At 42.8% G+C, this 15,993-nt stretch carries 10 protein-coding genes; 6 read left to right on the forward strand and 4 right to left on the reverse strand.

Going from position 1 to position 15,993, the window contains the following annotated elements; all coding sequences use genetic code 11:
• Positions 1-265 precede the first annotated feature (265 nt).
• The gene (locus B2V92_RS03525; protein ID WP_293304859.1) at positions 266-541 is read right to left on the reverse strand and encodes a hypothetical protein; all 276 of its coding nucleotides are present in this window, start codon (positions 539-541) and stop codon (positions 266-268) included.
• 299 nt (positions 542-840) lie between these two features.
• Here B2V92_RS03525 and B2V92_RS03530 point away from each other — a divergent pair, with 299 nt between their 5' ends.
• The 6 genes from B2V92_RS03530 to B2V92_RS03555 all read left to right on the forward strand — a co-directional run bounded on the left by B2V92_RS03530 (position 841) and on the right by B2V92_RS03555 (position 9,683).
• Complete coding sequence (locus B2V92_RS03530) at positions 841-1,398, forward strand: RNA polymerase sigma-70 factor (protein ID WP_293304860.1); 558 nt, start codon at positions 841-843, stop codon at positions 1,396-1,398.
• A 93-nt stretch (positions 1,399-1,491) separates the two neighbouring features.
• On the forward strand, positions 1,492-2,517 hold the full coding sequence (locus B2V92_RS03535) for a FecR family protein (RefSeq protein ID WP_293304861.1): 1,026 nt from the start codon (positions 1,492-1,494) through the stop codon (positions 2,515-2,517).
• Between the two features lie 97 nt (positions 2,518-2,614).
• Positions 2,615-6,067 (forward strand): SusC/RagA family TonB-linked outer membrane protein, encoded by a 3,453-nt coding sequence (locus B2V92_RS03540; RefSeq protein ID WP_293304862.1) that lies wholly within the window; start codon positions 2,615-2,617, stop codon positions 6,065-6,067.
• Between the two features lie 11 nt (positions 6,068-6,078).
• Entirely contained in the window at positions 6,079-7,551 is a 1,473-nt protein-coding gene (locus B2V92_RS03545) for a SusD/RagB family nutrient-binding outer membrane lipoprotein (protein ID WP_293304863.1), read from the forward strand.
• A 30-nt stretch (positions 7,552-7,581) separates the two neighbouring features.
• Positions 7,582-8,865: a purple acid phosphatase family protein gene (locus tag B2V92_RS03550; RefSeq protein WP_293304864.1), complete on the forward strand. Its 1,284-nt coding sequence runs from the start codon at positions 7,582-7,584 to the stop codon at positions 8,863-8,865.
• A 2-nt stretch (positions 8,866-8,867) separates the two neighbouring features.
• On the forward strand, positions 8,868-9,683 hold the full coding sequence (locus B2V92_RS03555; protein WP_293304865.1) for a glycerophosphodiester phosphodiesterase family protein: 816 nt from the start codon (positions 8,868-8,870) through the stop codon (positions 9,681-9,683).
• A gap of 1,471 nt (positions 9,684-11,154) precedes the next feature.
• Here the strand turns inward: B2V92_RS03555 and B2V92_RS03560 are convergent.
• The 3 genes from B2V92_RS03560 to B2V92_RS03570 all read right to left on the reverse strand — a co-directional run.
• The gene (locus B2V92_RS03560; RefSeq protein ID WP_293304866.1) at positions 11,155-11,454 is read right to left on the reverse strand and encodes a hypothetical protein; all 300 of its coding nucleotides are present in this window, start codon (positions 11,452-11,454) and stop codon (positions 11,155-11,157) included.
• 53 nt (positions 11,455-11,507) lie between these two features.
• Complete coding sequence (locus tag B2V92_RS03565; protein ID WP_293304867.1) at positions 11,508-13,676, reverse strand: IPT/TIG domain-containing protein; 2,169 nt, start codon at positions 13,674-13,676, stop codon at positions 11,508-11,510.
• 17 nt (positions 13,677-13,693) lie between these two features.
• Positions 13,694-15,993: TonB-dependent receptor (locus B2V92_RS03570; protein WP_293304868.1), on the reverse strand; the 2,300-nt coding region annotated here is incomplete at its 5' end.

Here is a 15,993-nt window from a genome sequence, read left to right on the forward strand (position 1 = left end):
CGCCGTTAAAGCAAGTAAGTAGAAAAATACTTTTTTATTAGAAAAAGGTACTTATGTTCGGGCTTAAGTACCTTTTTTCGCATGTTAAGCGCTGTTATTAATTTCGAAACGGTAACAGGCCGGCATTATAGAATAAAAAAACTTAAGGATAACAATCCGATAACATATGCCTGCTAACTTTGCGGTATCATATATTTGGTTAATTTAGTTGATTAGTAAAAGGTCCGGGGTGGTTTCCGGACTTTGTCATTTTAGCAGCTATGGCTTATGATGCATTTGACACTGCACTGCCTGTCATCGAATCTATTTCTCCATAAGGACGGAAAGTAGCGGCGAGTTTATTCATCTCCCGTTCTGATATCAGCCTCGGATCGTTAAACTGCATGTTCATAATTTCCAAAGGGATATTAATCATACCACGGTCGGTTTTGAGCAAAATATGATCATCAAAAGGCAATGCAGAGCTGAATTCTCCAATTTCGGGTTTAAAAATAGTCAATCGGATCAGCAGCTCGTAATAAAGAAAAAGGGGAAATTTCATTAGTACAAAGTTACCTAATGATAAATTTAATGTTAAATTATCATTATAACAAGGCTAAAAAATCAGTTAACATAAAATTAACCTGCATATTACTTAACACAGACTAAATATCTGATACAAAAACCGGTTAAAACAGCAGATCAGATCGTTAGCTTTAAACCATGAAATCTTAAATCCAAAATATTACCAATTTCTTCTTCATTTTAATATTTTTCTGCCATGGCTTCAATTACCATCAGTATTTAATATTCTGTTAATATGGGTATCGTTTCTGAATTTTAATTTTGACGCGATAATTTATGGGCGAAAACAATACTGCCGGATTTAACGACGATCAAGAACAGAAGTTTGATGAAAAAACCTTCGAAGATCTTTATCGCCGTATGTACCCCACGCTAAAAAAGTATGCCTTTTATCTGGTTAAGGATGTAGAAGAGGCGCAACTCATTTTAAATGACGTGTTTATATCCATCTGGAAAAACGGAACCATCCTCTCCAATGAAAAAGCCTATCTGTTCAGGGCAGTTAAAAATGCCGCCACCAATTACCATAAAGCACCAAAAACAGATTTTTGGCATATTGATAGCGAAGAAGAAGCTCCAGAAATTATTGATCTGAAAGAAACCCCGGCGCAGGCTTTTCAGAATAAAGACCGCAACCGGATACTTTACACCCTTATCGACCAGATGCCCGAGCGCCGGAGACTTATTTTTTATATGTACCGGATTGATGGTTTCAGTTATAAAGAAATTGCAGCTTTACTGGATATATCAGTCCGTACGGTAGAAGATCACCTGGTAAAAGGTTTTGAATTTCTCCAACAAAAAGTATTAAAAAACAGATCCGAATTCAGGTAAAATATCACTTAACGATTTATTAACGCAAAGTTAACGGGTTACGACCCGTAGCACCCCTCCTATTATTGTCTTTCCTAGTATAAAAGCATGTGAATGGATCAGGAAACCTGGAAATTGGTACTCGAATATTTAGCGGTAAAGGAAAACCCCAACAGCAGTAATGCCGAAATAAAACGGCTTGAGCAAAAACTTAGCGATTGGGCAGCTAACGATCCTGACCGAAAAGAACAGTTGGAAGAAGCATTATTACTATGGGAGGATACTGCACAGCTGCCGGATGATGGATCGTGGGAAGAAAGTTTTGCCAACATTAAACAACAGCTTGATGCGGCCCCAGCTAAAAAATTAAAAATAGTAAGGTGGTGGCCAGCTGCAATAGCCGCAGCTTGTATCGGGGCGCTGATATTTTTTGTTACGGGCGATAAAAAAACTTTGATAGCTCCCCAAAATGCAATAGCCTGGACAACCAAAACTGCAGCACCTGGTAAAATTGTTGACGTAATGTTACCCGATAGCTCTGAAATATGGTTAAATTCCGGCAGTAGCATCAGTTTTCCGCAAAACCTGAAACATGCCGATATCAGAACGGTTAAACTCAGCGGGGAGGCTTTTTTTAAAGTAAAAAGAGATCCCACACATCCCTTTGTGGTAAAAAGCCAGAATATCCAAACCAGGGTACTGGGAACCAGTTTTAACATCAGGGCCTGGAAAGGCTACAATCCGCAGGTAACTGTACTCACCGGAAAAGTAGCAGTTTCGAGAGATTCGGCCGGTGTACAATCAGCAGCAGTTCATCTTTTACCCAACCAAAAAGTGGTTTACGATATAAAATCTGTCCGTTTGATGCGCGAAGATGTTGAAGAAGCCAAAGTTTCTATCGACTGGAGAACAGGCAAGATGAATTTCGACAGAACACCTATGGAAGAGGTATTCCAGACCATATCGCATAAATATGCAGTTAAGATTGTAACCGATCAGTCTTTCAAAAGCTGCCAGCTTACCGCAAAATTCGATAATGTAGAAATCAGTGAAGTAATGAAAACCATCAGTCTCACATTCGATATCCATTACACCATAAACAAACAGACTATTTATATAAAAGGAGGTAAATGTAACTAAACAACGAGTAAAAGATAGCTGCAGCATGTTGGCGCATGCCGCAGCTAAGAAATTTTAAATTTTATTTTAACCCATCAAGATTAAAACATACAAAGTTATGAAAAAGTCAGCAGTGACTAGTCAATTAATTTTTAGCGCAATGCGTTTTTTCACCATCGTTTACATCATGCTCTCCGTAATGCTCTTTGTAGGGCAGGCATCGCCTGTAAATGCACAACAGTTAAATACCAAGGTAAGCATCAATTTAAAACAGGGCAGCTTAACCGATCTATTTAAAACCATCGAAAAGAAAACCGGTCTGTATTTCGTCTATTCCAATAAGGATGCGGTAGAGCAGCAGCACATTACGGGCTTAAAAGCAGATAACGAAACCGTTGGCAGTTTATTAAACCGGATTTTAACCCCGATGCAGCTTACTTACCTGATTGAAAGAAACCAGGTGATTATAAAAAAATCGGTCCGTATAAGTGGAAAAGTAACCGACGAAAAAGGTTTACCCCTACCCGGTGTAAACATCATCGAAAAAGGAAGTAACAACAGTACCAGCACCAAACTTAACGGCGATTTTAGCCTGAGTGTTACCGATAAATCTGCTACGCTGATTTTCAGGATGATCGGTTATCAGACCAAAGAAATCGCAATCAACAACCAAACCGAACTGAATGTTAGCCTCGCGCCTGATGAAACAGCACTATCAGACGTGGTGGTTACCGCGCTTGGTATTAAACGTGCCGAAAAAGCATTGGGTTACTCTATTGCTACGGTAAAAGGAAGTGATGTTAATACTGTAAAAGAAGTAAATGTGGTAAACTCACTTGCCGGTAAAGTAGCCGGGGTAAATGTAGTAAGCACAGGTTCCGATCCGGGTTCAACCTCTTTTATCACCATCAGGGGGCAATCATCTATCGCTACCGATAATCAGCCCTTATTTGTGGTTGATGGTGTTCCGGTAGCACATTCGCTACGCGCCACATCAGAAGTTGGCCGCTCATCAGTTGATTATGGCAGTCCCATTGCCGACATCAGTCCGGATGATGTAGAAAGCATTACCATCCTGAAAGGTGCAAGTGCTGCAGCATTATATGGCAGCAGGGCCGGAAGCGGTGTGGTATTAATTACCACCAAAAGCGGTTCGGCCAGCAAAAAAGGTTTGGGCATTAATTTTAATTCGAATGCCATGTTCGATCAGGCCTGGATGTTCCCCCATTTTCAACATACCTTTGGTGGTGGCGAATATACCGACGATCCGGCCTCCTCTACCACTTCGGCATGGGGCCCGAGGCTTGATGTAGGTACAAAACACCTGCAATGGAACAGCCCTTTAGATGCCAACGGTAAACCAATTCCTACCGATTGGGTATCTTATGCCAACAATCCACAGGATTTTTACGAAACAGGTTCTACATACACCAACAATATTTCCATCAGTGGCAAAAATGCAGATGGCAATTACCGTTTATCGTACACCAACCTGAGCAATAAAGGGATAGTACCCAATACCGACCTGAAAAGGAACACACTTAACCTTTCGGCCACTTATGTGCTGCACCCTAAATTAAAAATCAGCACCAACATTGGCTATGTAAACAATAAAAGCGATAACAGGCCATCGGCCTACCGCGAAAGTGTTACGCAGATGCTGTATTCGCTTCCGCCGAACATGAACATTAACGACCTGAAAAACTACTGGAAACCGGGAAGGGAAAACATCGAACAGTTTTCGGCAGATGATTCAGACAATCCTTATTTTGTAGCTTACCAACATACCAATGGTTACGACAGGAACCGTTTAACCGGAAATATACAGGCCGTTTACGACATCACCAAAAACTTAAGTTTAATGGTGCGCACCGGATTGGATATGTATAACGAAGAACACGAAACCAAACGTCCCTTCAGCTCTAAACGTTTTAAATTTGGCGGTTATGGGGTAGATAATTCCTTTTTTAAGGAACAGAATACCGATTTTTTACTGAGCTATAAAAAACTGCTGAACCAGGATTGGTCGTTAAGTATTTCTGCCGGGGGTAACCAGATGGATCAAACCAACAGATATACAGCGCAGAAAACGGAAAGCCTAAGTATCCCAGGGGTATACAACATTGCCAATGCACAGGCCGGTACCATTGTAAATTCGCAGTACAACTCGCGTAAACGCATCAACAGCATTTACGGACTTGGGCAGGTATCTTTTAAGGATATGGTTTTTCTTGATGTAACGGGCCGGAACGACTGGTCGAGCACATTACCTGATGGCAATAACTCATATTTTTATCCGTCGGCATCCTTAAGCACCATTGTAACCGATGTATTCAAAATCAAATCGGATGTACTTTCATTTGTTAAATTGAGGGCAAACTGGGCACAGGTGGGTAGCGATACAGATCCTTACCAGTTGTATAACACCATTCCTTTTAATCAGGATTGGGGAGATGTAAAAAGGGCTACCATTGAATTTAACCTTAAAAATAACTTCCTTAAACCCGAAATTGCCACATCTTACGAATTCGGTGGAGATTTACGCTTTTTCAAAAGCCGTGTGGGTATAGATGTAACCTGGTATAAAACCAACAAAAGGAACCAGATCATCAACATCCCGACCACCATTTCATCAGGTTCATCAAACCGCTTGATCAATGCCGGAAATATCCAGAACAGCGGCTGGGAAATCGGCTTAAATGCCGTGCCTTTTGATGGTGCCTTTAAATGGGAAACCAACGTAAACTTTACCAAAAACGAAAATAAGGTAATAGAATTATCAGAAGGTTTAAAAGAATACTCGATGGGCAGTGCGGATGGCGACAATATTCGTTATTTAATTAAAGAAGGCACCAAAATCGGCGATTTTTACACACCAAGTTATACCAAGGTAGCCAGCGGACCAAATGCGGGAGCGGCTTTACTGGATAAAACCGGACATTATATCCGTAACAATAACGAATACCTTAAAGTTGGAAACTATAACCCCGATTTTACGGTAGGCTTTAACAATACTTTCAGTTACAAAAACTTTACTTTAAATGTGCTTTTAGACTGGCGCAAGGGTGGTAATTTTTATTCGTACGTAGTCAAAAGTTTAATCAATGCCGGCTTAACCGATAATACATTGGTAGGTAGGGATGCCGAAACTGGTGGTTTACCGTGGACGGATTCGCAGGGCAGGAAACGTAACGACGGGATGATTATACCAGGTTATATTGCCGATGCAAACGGTAACCTTACCCAAAATACGGTGATTATTGCCGCTTCTGACTTTTACAATAATACCTACAACAAATACTACGAAAGGTTAACCTATTCGGCTTCGTTCGTGAAAATCAGGGAAGCCTCGTTAACCTATGTGTTCGACAAAAAACTGACGCGTAAACTACCCATCAGCAACCTGTCGCTATCGCTTATCGGAAGAAACTTATACACCTGGACAGCCAATGGATTAGGCTACGATCCGGAAACGACGATGAGTGTTACCGAAGGCTTTAAACTGGGCGTAGGCCACTGGACATTGCCGGGCACCCGCTCATTCGGTTTTAAACTAAGTTGTAACTTTTAACCTGTACAAAAATGAAATTCAAATATACAACGCTCCTTTTCGTGCTGCTGGCACTGATAACAAGCTGTACCAAAGATTTTGAGGCAATAAATACCAACCCCAATGCCCCCGAAACCACAAATACCGAATTTTTAATGTCGGATGTGCTCGTTTCTACCGCTTATGCCTACCAGGAAAATGCGGTGGGCCGCAGGCCGGCTTCTGCAGCGCGCTACCTTACCCTGGTACGCAATACAGGTTACGATCTGTTAGATTGGGGCCCGGTTGATTGGGATGATATATACGCCCGCTTGGCCGTAAACAAAACCTTTATGGAAACGGCACAGAAACGTTCGGAGAACCAGTACGTTGCCATCGGTAAAATTATGAAGGCTTTTAACTTTGGCTACCTTACCGATCTGTATGGCGATATCCCTTATTCGCAGGCACTTAAATCGAAAGAGGCTAATGTTATTTACCCCGAATACGATCAGCAGCAGGCCATTTATCCAGATCTGTTGAAAGAATTGAGAGAAGCCAACGAGATATTAAAAGGCAACAGTCAGGAGATAAATGCAAAAGGCGACGTGATGTTTAAAGGAAAAACGTTAGCCTGGCGCAAGTTTGCCAACTCACTGCGTTTGCGGATGTTGTTGCGGATCTCGAAAAACTATACACCGGCCTTTAACGAAATGCAGGAAATTTTGAACGATAAAACTGCCTTCCCGATTTTCGAAAGCAGTGCCGATAATGCAGAGGTAGCCTATTTGGGCAATATTGCTGCTTACAGCTGGCCGGGTGGACCTTTGGCCATGATTGATTTCGATTACCAGAAAACCAAAGTAAGTAAAGAACTGGTAGACAGGCTTGTTCAAAGGAACGATCCCAGGCTTGGTGTTTGGGTAGAACCGGTAAAAAGCACTACAGGATCAACTGTCGACCTGAACCGTTACGTAGGCGTACCCAATGCCATTGATGCACCATCGGCCTATAATGGTGGCGAAGATCATGTTTCGGTTTTCTCTTCTACTTTTTTCCGCAAAAACGGAGGCGCTTCTAACGCGTTGTTAAAAGCCAGTTTGGTAACTTATACCGAACAGTGCTTTATATTGGCAGAGGCCGTACAAAAAGGTAAACTTACCGTAAGTGGCGAAACTGCCGAATCGCTGTATTATAAAGGCATCAGAGAATCGATGAGCAGTTATGCGGTAAGCGCAGCGCAAATTTATTTTGATCAGCCATTGGTAAAATACGACGGCACACTCGAGCAATTGATTACCCAAAAATGGATGGCCATGTTGTTTAAAGGTTCCGAAGGATGGTTTGATCAGCGCCGTACCGGCTACCCTGCCTTTGTTACCGGTCCCTTAGCAGCTGGAAGAGGCATCCCGAAACGTTATACCTATCCCGATTCGGAAAGCGCAAAAAACCGCGTTAACTATCAGAAAGCCGTTTCCGTTTTCGGTGCAGACAATCAGTATACCTTAATGTGGTACCTGAAATAAACCAATTCTTTTATTACTGAATAAAATAACATGAAATTATATCACAAAGCTTTTTTAATTACACTCTCTGTTTTAACCATTGGCGTTAAAACATATGCCCAGGATTTTAAGCCTGGGCATTTTCCCGACCGCGTAATTTTAACCTGGGCCGGCGATCCAGCCACGAGCCAAACGGTAAACTGGCGTACTGATACCACAATTAAAGCTTCAAAAGCACAGATCAAAGCCGAAGATTCTAACCCGGCACTCGAGCAATCCATTACCAGTTACGATGCCACTTCTACCCTATTGGGAAGCGGTAATAATTATGAAATAGCACGGTACCACCACGTTACTTTTAGTAACCTTAAACCGGCAACAGTTTATGCTTACCGTGTGGGCTCAGGAGAACATTGGAGCGAGTGGTTCCAGTTTACCACCGCATCGGTTAAAAGCACACCATTTTCTTTTATTTACCTTGGTGATGCACAGAACGATATCCGTTCTAAATGGTCGCGGGTAATCCGTAAGGCATTTTCGCACCAGCCCGATGCCAGGTTTATCATCCATACCGGCGACCTGATCAATCGTTCGAACAACGACCAGGAATGGGGCGAATGGCATTACGGTGGTGGTTTTATCAATGGCATGGTACCGAGCATCCCTTCGCCGGGAAACCACGAATATGTGCGCGATGACAAAAGAAAACTGGTACTCGATCCGCATTGGGGCGTACAGTATACTTTTGCGGGCAATGGACCAAAGGGATTGGAAGAATCGGTTTATTATGTGGATTATCAGGACATGAGGATTATCTCTCTGGATTCGCAAATGATTATTCTGGACGAAGCTTCGGCCAAAGCGGAATACGAATGGCTTGAAAAAGTGTTAAAAGAAAATACAAAGTTATGGACGGTAATTACTTTCCACCACCCTATTTTTTCGACAGCAAAAAGCAGGGATAATAAGGAATTCAGAGAGCGTTTTAAACCATTATTCGATAAATACCATATAGATCTGGTACTACAGGGACATGACCATACCTATAGCCGTGGCCAAAACCTGCCACGTGGATTATCGGGAAGGGAAGTAAGCGGTCCGGTTTACCTGGTTTCGGTTGCAGGTCCTAAAATGTACAAAGTAGATGGTGCCAAATGGATGGATGTATCGTTAGAGAATACGCAGCTTTTCCAGGTGATCCATGTGGATGGTGCAAACCTTAAATTTGAGGCCTATAAAACCTCCGGCGAACTTTTCGATGCTTTCTCATTAAAAAAAGCCGACAGAAACAGCGCAGCAGCATTTACAGATTTAAACCCTGCACAAAAACCTTAAGCATGGGCATCAAACTAAAACCAGTGCTACTGGGCATTTTGTTCAGTAGCCTGTGCATACCGGCATTCGCACAACAGGTGATGAGGCCGTTACCGAAATCAAAAAATGCTTTTATTGTGATTGCCCATCGCGGCAGTCATTTAATTAAACCAGAAAACACAATAGCTTCCATTACGGAGGCTATTGCGTTGGGTGCCGATTATGTGGAGCTCGATCTGCGTACAACGAAAGACGGACAACTGGTACTTCTGCATAACGACCGGGTAGATGGGGTAAGCAACGGAAAGGGATTAATAAAAGACCTTGATTTTGAAACGGTAAAAAAACTCGTACTTGTAGGCAAAGACAGCAGTTTACACCACATTCCCAGTTTTGAAGAAGCACTAAAAGCCTGCAAAGGAAAAATCAATATCTATTTGGATTTTAAAGCTGCAGACGCAGAAAAAGCTTATCAAGCCATTAAAAAAGCCGGAATGGAACACCAGGTATTGGTTTATGTGGGGGGCAACGATTACCTTTCGTGGCGGAAAACTGCGCCTGAGATGCCGCTAATGAGTCGTTTAGATAAGGCCATTACAAGCAAAGAGGGCTTAATGGCGACAATGGCAAAAACACCACTGAAGGCAATTGATAATGTCCCTAACGAACAATTGCTACCCGTTTTAAAAAGCATGGGCATCAGTATTTTTATGGATGTACAAAAAGCAAACGAAACATCCGATGACTGGGACAAGGCAATTAAACATGGCGTTCAGGGTTTGCAGACTGATCATCCAGAAGCACTTATTAAGTACCTGAAGGGGATTGGAATGAGATGAAAAAGTCATCGGAGTACCTTTAAAAAGAAACCGTCATCTCGTTCCGATAGCTATCGGAAGAAGCGTAGCGGAATGGAGAGATTTACCTCGAGACAGATCTCTCGACTACGTTGCACTCCGCTCGAGATGACGGTAATTAGGGGAGTTTAAACGATAAAATCGTGTAACTATTTATGCACTCGTTTGGAAACGAGCGCAAGCGTAAATGACTGTATTTTTTGAGAGGCAACACAATAAGAAGATTAATCGTAAGGTAATCTCCGTGTTTTTCCGTGCATCCGTGGCATAAAATAAAAAAAGTCTTAGCGAGACGTTAAGACCAGTAGGGTCATTCATAACTCCGCTAACGCTCGTTTCTAACGAGCGTTGAATAGGATATCGTTTACAACGATAAAATCGCGTAACTATTTATGCACTCGTTTGGAAACGAGCGCAAGCGTAAGATAAAAAAAAGTAGCCGTCTCGACTAGAGGGGCTTTAAATAAAAACCGTCATTTCGGGCGGAGTGCAACGTAGTCGAGAACCACGCAGTGCTCAGCGAAGCTAAATCTATCTAGGCAGATTTGTCTCCCGAACATTCGGGACTGCGCTTCAGTCGAAATGACGGTATTTTTTGAGAGGCAACACAATAAGAAGATTAATCGTAAGGTAATCTCTAACTTCCGTGGTTCGTGTCCGCACGAAACACTGGCACAACTCATTTTCTGCGCATATCTTTTTAAATCTGCGGGATAACCTATTGCATTTTTGGTTCCCGCTGATTTCACTGATCAACGCAGAATCAAGTACACCATACATCTTGCATTTCCCACAAACATCGGCTACTGTATCATGACCAATTGACAGTTAACATTAAACATTACTTACTGTACGCCAAACAATTGATGCTGGAAACAAAACCTACGATACTGGAAGGAAAGCAATTGACACTGGAAGTAAAACATTGGGTACTGGATACCTAACAACAGGCACTGTACGCCTGGCAATTGACACTTGTACCGAAGAAAACCGTACTGTACAACACGAAATCGATACTGACAGGGTGGAAATCGATGCTGTACACCTGGAAATTGACACTTGCACAGAAGAAAACCATACTGTACAACACGAAATTGACTCTGGCAAGGTGGAAATCGATACTGGCAGGGTGGAAATCGATTCCGTACACTTGGAAATTGACACTTGCACAGAAGAAAACCGTACTGTACCACACGAAATCGATACTGGCAGGGTAGAAATCGATTCCGTTAACGCTCGTTTCTAACGAGCGTTGAATAGGATATCGTTTACAACGATAAAATCGTGTAACTATTTATGCACTCGTTTGGAAACGAGCGCAAGCGTAAATGACGGTATTTTTTGAGAGGAACACAATAAGAAGCGTAATCGCAAGGAGATCTCCCTGCTTCTCCGTGCATCCGTGGCATAAAACAAAAAAAAGGTCTTAGCGAGACGCTAAGACCAGTAAGTTTCATCTCTCCCTTTCAACCTTATTCAGTTTCCTGATCCTTCCGCTTACAAAATTGATGCTCACATTGTTATAAAAAGATTTATAGTTTGCAATGTGCAGTTCGATATCGGCCAGTTTTTTCAGGTATTCGATATGCAAAGCCTGTAACTGCAAACGTTTTGATCTGATGTTTTCGAGTTCGTTCAGTAATTCAACATCGTTTCCGTTCATCGGGCAAGCCTGTTCAACCTTCAGGTTTTCTTCCAATTTTATCAGCTGGCTTTTTAAATGCTCATGCTGGCTCCTATTAATCCCCTGCATTAATTTCTGGTTAAAAACCCAGGGAGCCTTTTCCTCTCCCTGGGTATTAATATTTATTTCAAAAACACTTTTCTAACCGCCTTGTTATTGGCATCTAAAATGTACACGTTCCCCTCCTGATCAACCGCCATATCATCCATAGAGCCAATTTTTGCTGTTGCCAAGGTTCCATCGGCAAAACCTGATGAAAACTTAGCCAAGGTAGAAGCTTTTGCTGCAGCAATATCGATCTCTCTGAGCGCATAGTTATAACGATCACCAGCAATCAGTTTTCCTGCGCCATAAAGTGCTACACCACCTGCAATACTGTTAAACCTGGCCTGGGTTCCTGTTCCATCGGCATAACCAGGATCGCTAAAACCTACCCAGTTGATCAGGTTTGATCCACCTGCCGGGATGTATGAAATGGCATTGTTGCTGGCCGAACCCGAATCAACATAGTACAGATTGCCCGAGGCATCTACCACCGGGTGTGCCATCGGCCAAAGCGGTCCGGTAATTTTTGTAAAACCACCTATGGCATTTACCTTGTTCATACCCGCAAAGGCTCCGTTAATGTTTACATACAGGTTGCCTGCATTATCCAAGGCCATTAAACCCGGCGAAAAGCCCGAAACATAAACGGTATTTTGTCCTGATGGGGTGATTTTCCGGATCTGGTTGCGGCCAATATCCGATACAAAAATGTTGTTCTGTTTATCAATTACAATACCATAGGGCGTATCGAAAACAATGTCGGCTCCACCGGCCTGTAACACACTCACTGTACCGTTAGGTGTTATTTTTTTCACCACCTTATTCATCCGGTCGGTTACGTAAACATTGCCGTTATGATCAACTGCTATACCGGCCATAAAAGTGCCAAAAGTATCGCTGTTAGGCCCTCCGGCCAAAGTAACCATACCTGCCCTTCTAAAGTCCTGTGGGGCCAAGGCTTCTAGTCCCGCAACCACCACTTTTAAACCACCTGTACTTAAACCATTTGGTGCATCTAAGACCAGGGTATTTTCACTTGCGGTTTTTACCGTAGCCAGAACGCCATTAAAATAAACTTTGTTATCCGAAGCTGTGGTACTAAAGCCTGAGCCTTTAATGGTAACCGTTGTTCCGGCCAAACCATTATCGGGGCTCACCGAAATAATCCCCAAAGTCTGGTCTCTAAACTGCGGGCCATCCGTTGCCTGATCATTTACCACTACCCTTACATTTCCGCTTCCGGTGCCACCAGGTACTACCAGTTTGATCTGGTTTTCGGAGGCCGATAAAATCGGAACAGCAATGCCATTGATAAATACTTTATTTTCATCGGCAATGGCGCTGAACAAGGTACCAGAAATGGTCATTTCAGCACCTTTCGGACCACTTAAAGGTGTAACAATTCCTATTGATGGCGGAGCAACAACGGTAAAAACCGGACCTGTGATTTTCTGCCCGTTAATGTTTACCGATAAAGGACCTGTTCTAACCCCGTCGGGTGCTACTACCACCAGTTTTTCTTTGGAGGCTTCCAATACCGTAGCTGCAGTACCGTTAAAATCGATGATATTTCCGGCAGCAAGCTCTTCAAAACCTGTTCCGTTGATGGTTACTTTTGTGTTTTTACCTCCGCTTAAAGGTTTAATGCTTGCAATGGCCTGGTAGGTAAAATCCTGTCCTTTTGCTTCTTTTCCGTTCACTTTTACCATGATGGCGCCAAAACCGGCATCTGCTGGTACTTCAGCTACGATCAAATTATCGGATACACTTACCACCAATGCAGCTTTACCATTAATAAAAACGCTTGCAGGTGTGGTTGTACTGCTAAAACCCGCCCCGGTAATCCTGATCTGCGAACCTGCCGGTCCATTTGCAGGCAATACTGTGGTTATGGTGAGGTCTTGATAAGTATAGGAGCCGATATCAAAACTTTGTGTATCGTACTTTAAAGCTAAGGCCCCGGTAGTGCCCCCTTCGGGCATACGGATCACCACCGCTTCGGCGGTTGCACTGATTACTTCGGCAGTTTTACCGGCAATAGTAGCCGAATACTGTTTAATATCCGTGCCAAAACCTGTACCGGCAATGGTAACCAGGGTTCCGGCATTACCACTGTTGGGATAGTAACTTGTTATTTTAAATGCTACCGCAGGGGTTTCGGTTTTATCCTTTTTACAGGCCCCGATAACCAGCAGCAGGAAAAGTATTAATCCGATACTTAAACCCTTTTTATGTTGAATAATCATAATATCTATTTTTGATGTTAAAAACTATACCTCAAGCCCAACTGCATTTGCACCCTCGAACTAAAATAATCGATGCTATAAGGCTGCCCGGGGTTATTAAAAGTAAATACAGGGTAGTTTCCGGCATTTTGCTGCGGTGGAAACAGAGTTGGCGTTAAACCTACACTGCTGGTGGAGTTAAAGGTATTTGGCGAGAAATACTGTACGCCCCAGGTTTTGTTGATGAGGTTGGTAAGATTGATGATATCGACATTTAAACTCAACGATTGCGATTTATCGCTGTTTACAAAAAGCTCGTGTGCCAGATGCAGATCGGCCTGTACATTCCACGGCGTACGGGCTTTATTACGCTCGGTAAAATCGCCCCTGCGGCTGCTCAGGTATTTGTTTCCATCAATAAACTGGTTAAAAGCAGCTGCCTGCTGTACCGCAGTTTGGTTAGGCAGATCTTTAAAAAAGCGGATAGCCTCTTCGCGCAGCGGAATATAGGCCAAACTTACCTGTTGCGATAAACCCTGGATACTGCTGTTTACAATACCATAACTAAAAGGACTGCCCGATTGCGCACTAAAAAACAAACTCACCGTGGTTTTCCCTGCTTTTTCCCATCCATGGCTGTAACCAATACTGGATACAATACGGTGGCGGGTATCGAAATTGCTGTAGCTCAATGCCGGGTTATTGGGCACCAAAGCCTGGTTTAACTGCCAGTTGCTTTCCATCGAGTTACGCACGCCATTGCTTAAATCTTTCGATTCGCCATAGGTATAAGACGCGGTAACGTTTAAAGCTTTAACAAATGTTTTGGTTATCGTTCCGGTAAGGCTATAGCGGTAACCCTGACTGGTATTGCTTAACAGATAAATATTTGAAAAACGTGGATCAACTGTTCCGCTGTAAACTGGCTGTTGTTTCTGTTTATCGTAACCATAATAAAGCGGGTTATCTTTGGTATTTAATTGTTGGAACAGTACATCTTTTAAACTTTTGGTGTACATCCCTTCGATGGTGAAACGCCAGTCGTTATCGGTTTCGTAATCAATGCCCAAACTCGAACGGAATACCTGCGGCATTACAAAATTATTGTCGACCAAATCAATCTGTGTACGACCACTGTTCGGGTTATTGATTACCGCACCATTTTGTTGGATAAAATTGCTAATCCCGTTCGGACTTGGTTTAATGGCATCGCTGCCAGGTGTAAATGGCTGCTGATCGGCCCTTTGATCAAATGCGCCAAAGTTATTGCCTGTATTATAATAGGCATAAGCCAGCCAGGCAAAAGGAATACGGCCGGTAAACAAACCTGCTCCTCCTCTTACAATTAGTTTCTGATTACCCAATGCATCGTACCTGAAACCTAAACGGGGCGATAATTGCACCTTGTTTAAAAACTTGTTTTCGATTCGGTTAAGTGGCGTATAAGTGTAAGTATTGCCAAAATTAGGATCGGCCATAATATCGCGCACTTTATCGCTCAACTGTGGCATGGTTGGTAAATTCACCAAATCGGCACGTAAACCGGGTGTAATACTTAATTTGTCGCTGATCCTGATTTCATCCTGCACATATAAACTGTACATGTTTACATTAAAATCAGCTGCTGGATTGGCCAAGAGGTAATCGCGGCTGTTATTGGTGTAATTGTAACTACCACGAACGCGGTAAGGGTTGTTGCTGATAAAATCTTCGATGCTCTGGTAATCAACACGACCATTCCAGGCGTTTACAAAACCGTATTGGATGTTGTAAAGCTCGTTGTGCGTTCCCACTAAAATTTTGTGGCGACCTTTTGTCCAGTTTAGGTTTGCGGTAAACTCCCAGGTTTTTTGTTTCATGTTAAAAATACTCGCTTCGCGGTCGGTACCCAAATAAATGGTGGTACCAGGTGTACGGCCCATAATTTGCACCTGTGGCAAAGTAGGATCGCTCAACGGATCGCGGCTATCGCTTACATGGGTAAAACCGACCAATAAATTACCCGAAAGCTCGTTGTTGAAACGGCTTTTCAGTTCGGCAACAGTACTCGTCTGGTTGTTTTTCTGCTCAAAGGCCATACTGCTGAAACGGAAATCCTGCTGATCGCGGTCCATGTGTGTGGCCTTACTAAAAATGGTATTGTTACGGATGGCCAGCTGGTGTTTATCGTTAATGTTCCAGTCTAAACGGTTGAAGAATTTTTGGGATTGATTAGAATTGGTGTACACACCTGCGGTACCTGCGTCGAAAACATTTCCATAACGGTTTTTTACCGCGTTGCTGATCAGGTCGGCATCGGCCACACTTAAAATATGGCTGGTTTCTGCCGTGCCCACAT

The sequence above is a fragment of the Pedobacter sp. UBA5917 genome, from assembly GCF_002432345.1.
Taxonomy (GTDB): domain Bacteria; phylum Bacteroidota; class Bacteroidia; order Sphingobacteriales; family Sphingobacteriaceae; genus Pedobacter.

Bases quoted from the DNA above. Each gene is read 5' to 3' on its own strand.
- B2V92_RS03525 (WP_293304859.1), bottom strand. From the start codon at position 541: ATGAAATTTCCCCTTTTTCTTTATTACGAGCTGCTGATCCGATTGACT.
- B2V92_RS03530 (WP_293304860.1), top strand. From the start codon at position 841: ATGGGCGAAAACAATACTGCCGGATTTAACGACGATCAAGAACAGAAG.
- B2V92_RS03535 (WP_293304861.1), top strand. From the start codon at position 1,492: ATGGATCAGGAAACCTGGAAATTGGTACTCGAATATTTAGCGGTAAAG.
- B2V92_RS03540 (WP_293304862.1), top strand. From the start codon at position 2,615: ATGAAAAAGTCAGCAGTGACTAGTCAATTAATTTTTAGCGCAATGCGT.
- B2V92_RS03545 (WP_293304863.1), top strand. From the start codon at position 6,079: ATGAAATTCAAATATACAACGCTCCTTTTCGTGCTGCTGGCACTGATA.
- B2V92_RS03550 (WP_293304864.1), top strand. From the start codon at position 7,582: ATGAAATTATATCACAAAGCTTTTTTAATTACACTCTCTGTTTTAACC.
- B2V92_RS03555 (WP_293304865.1), top strand. From the start codon at position 8,868: ATGGGCATCAAACTAAAACCAGTGCTACTGGGCATTTTGTTCAGTAGC.
- B2V92_RS03560 (WP_293304866.1), bottom strand. From the start codon at position 11,454: ATGCAGGGGATTAATAGGAGCCAGCATGAGCATTTAAAAAGCCAGCTG.
- B2V92_RS03565 (WP_293304867.1), bottom strand. From the start codon at position 13,676: ATGATTATTCAACATAAAAAGGGTTTAAGTATCGGATTAATACTTTTC.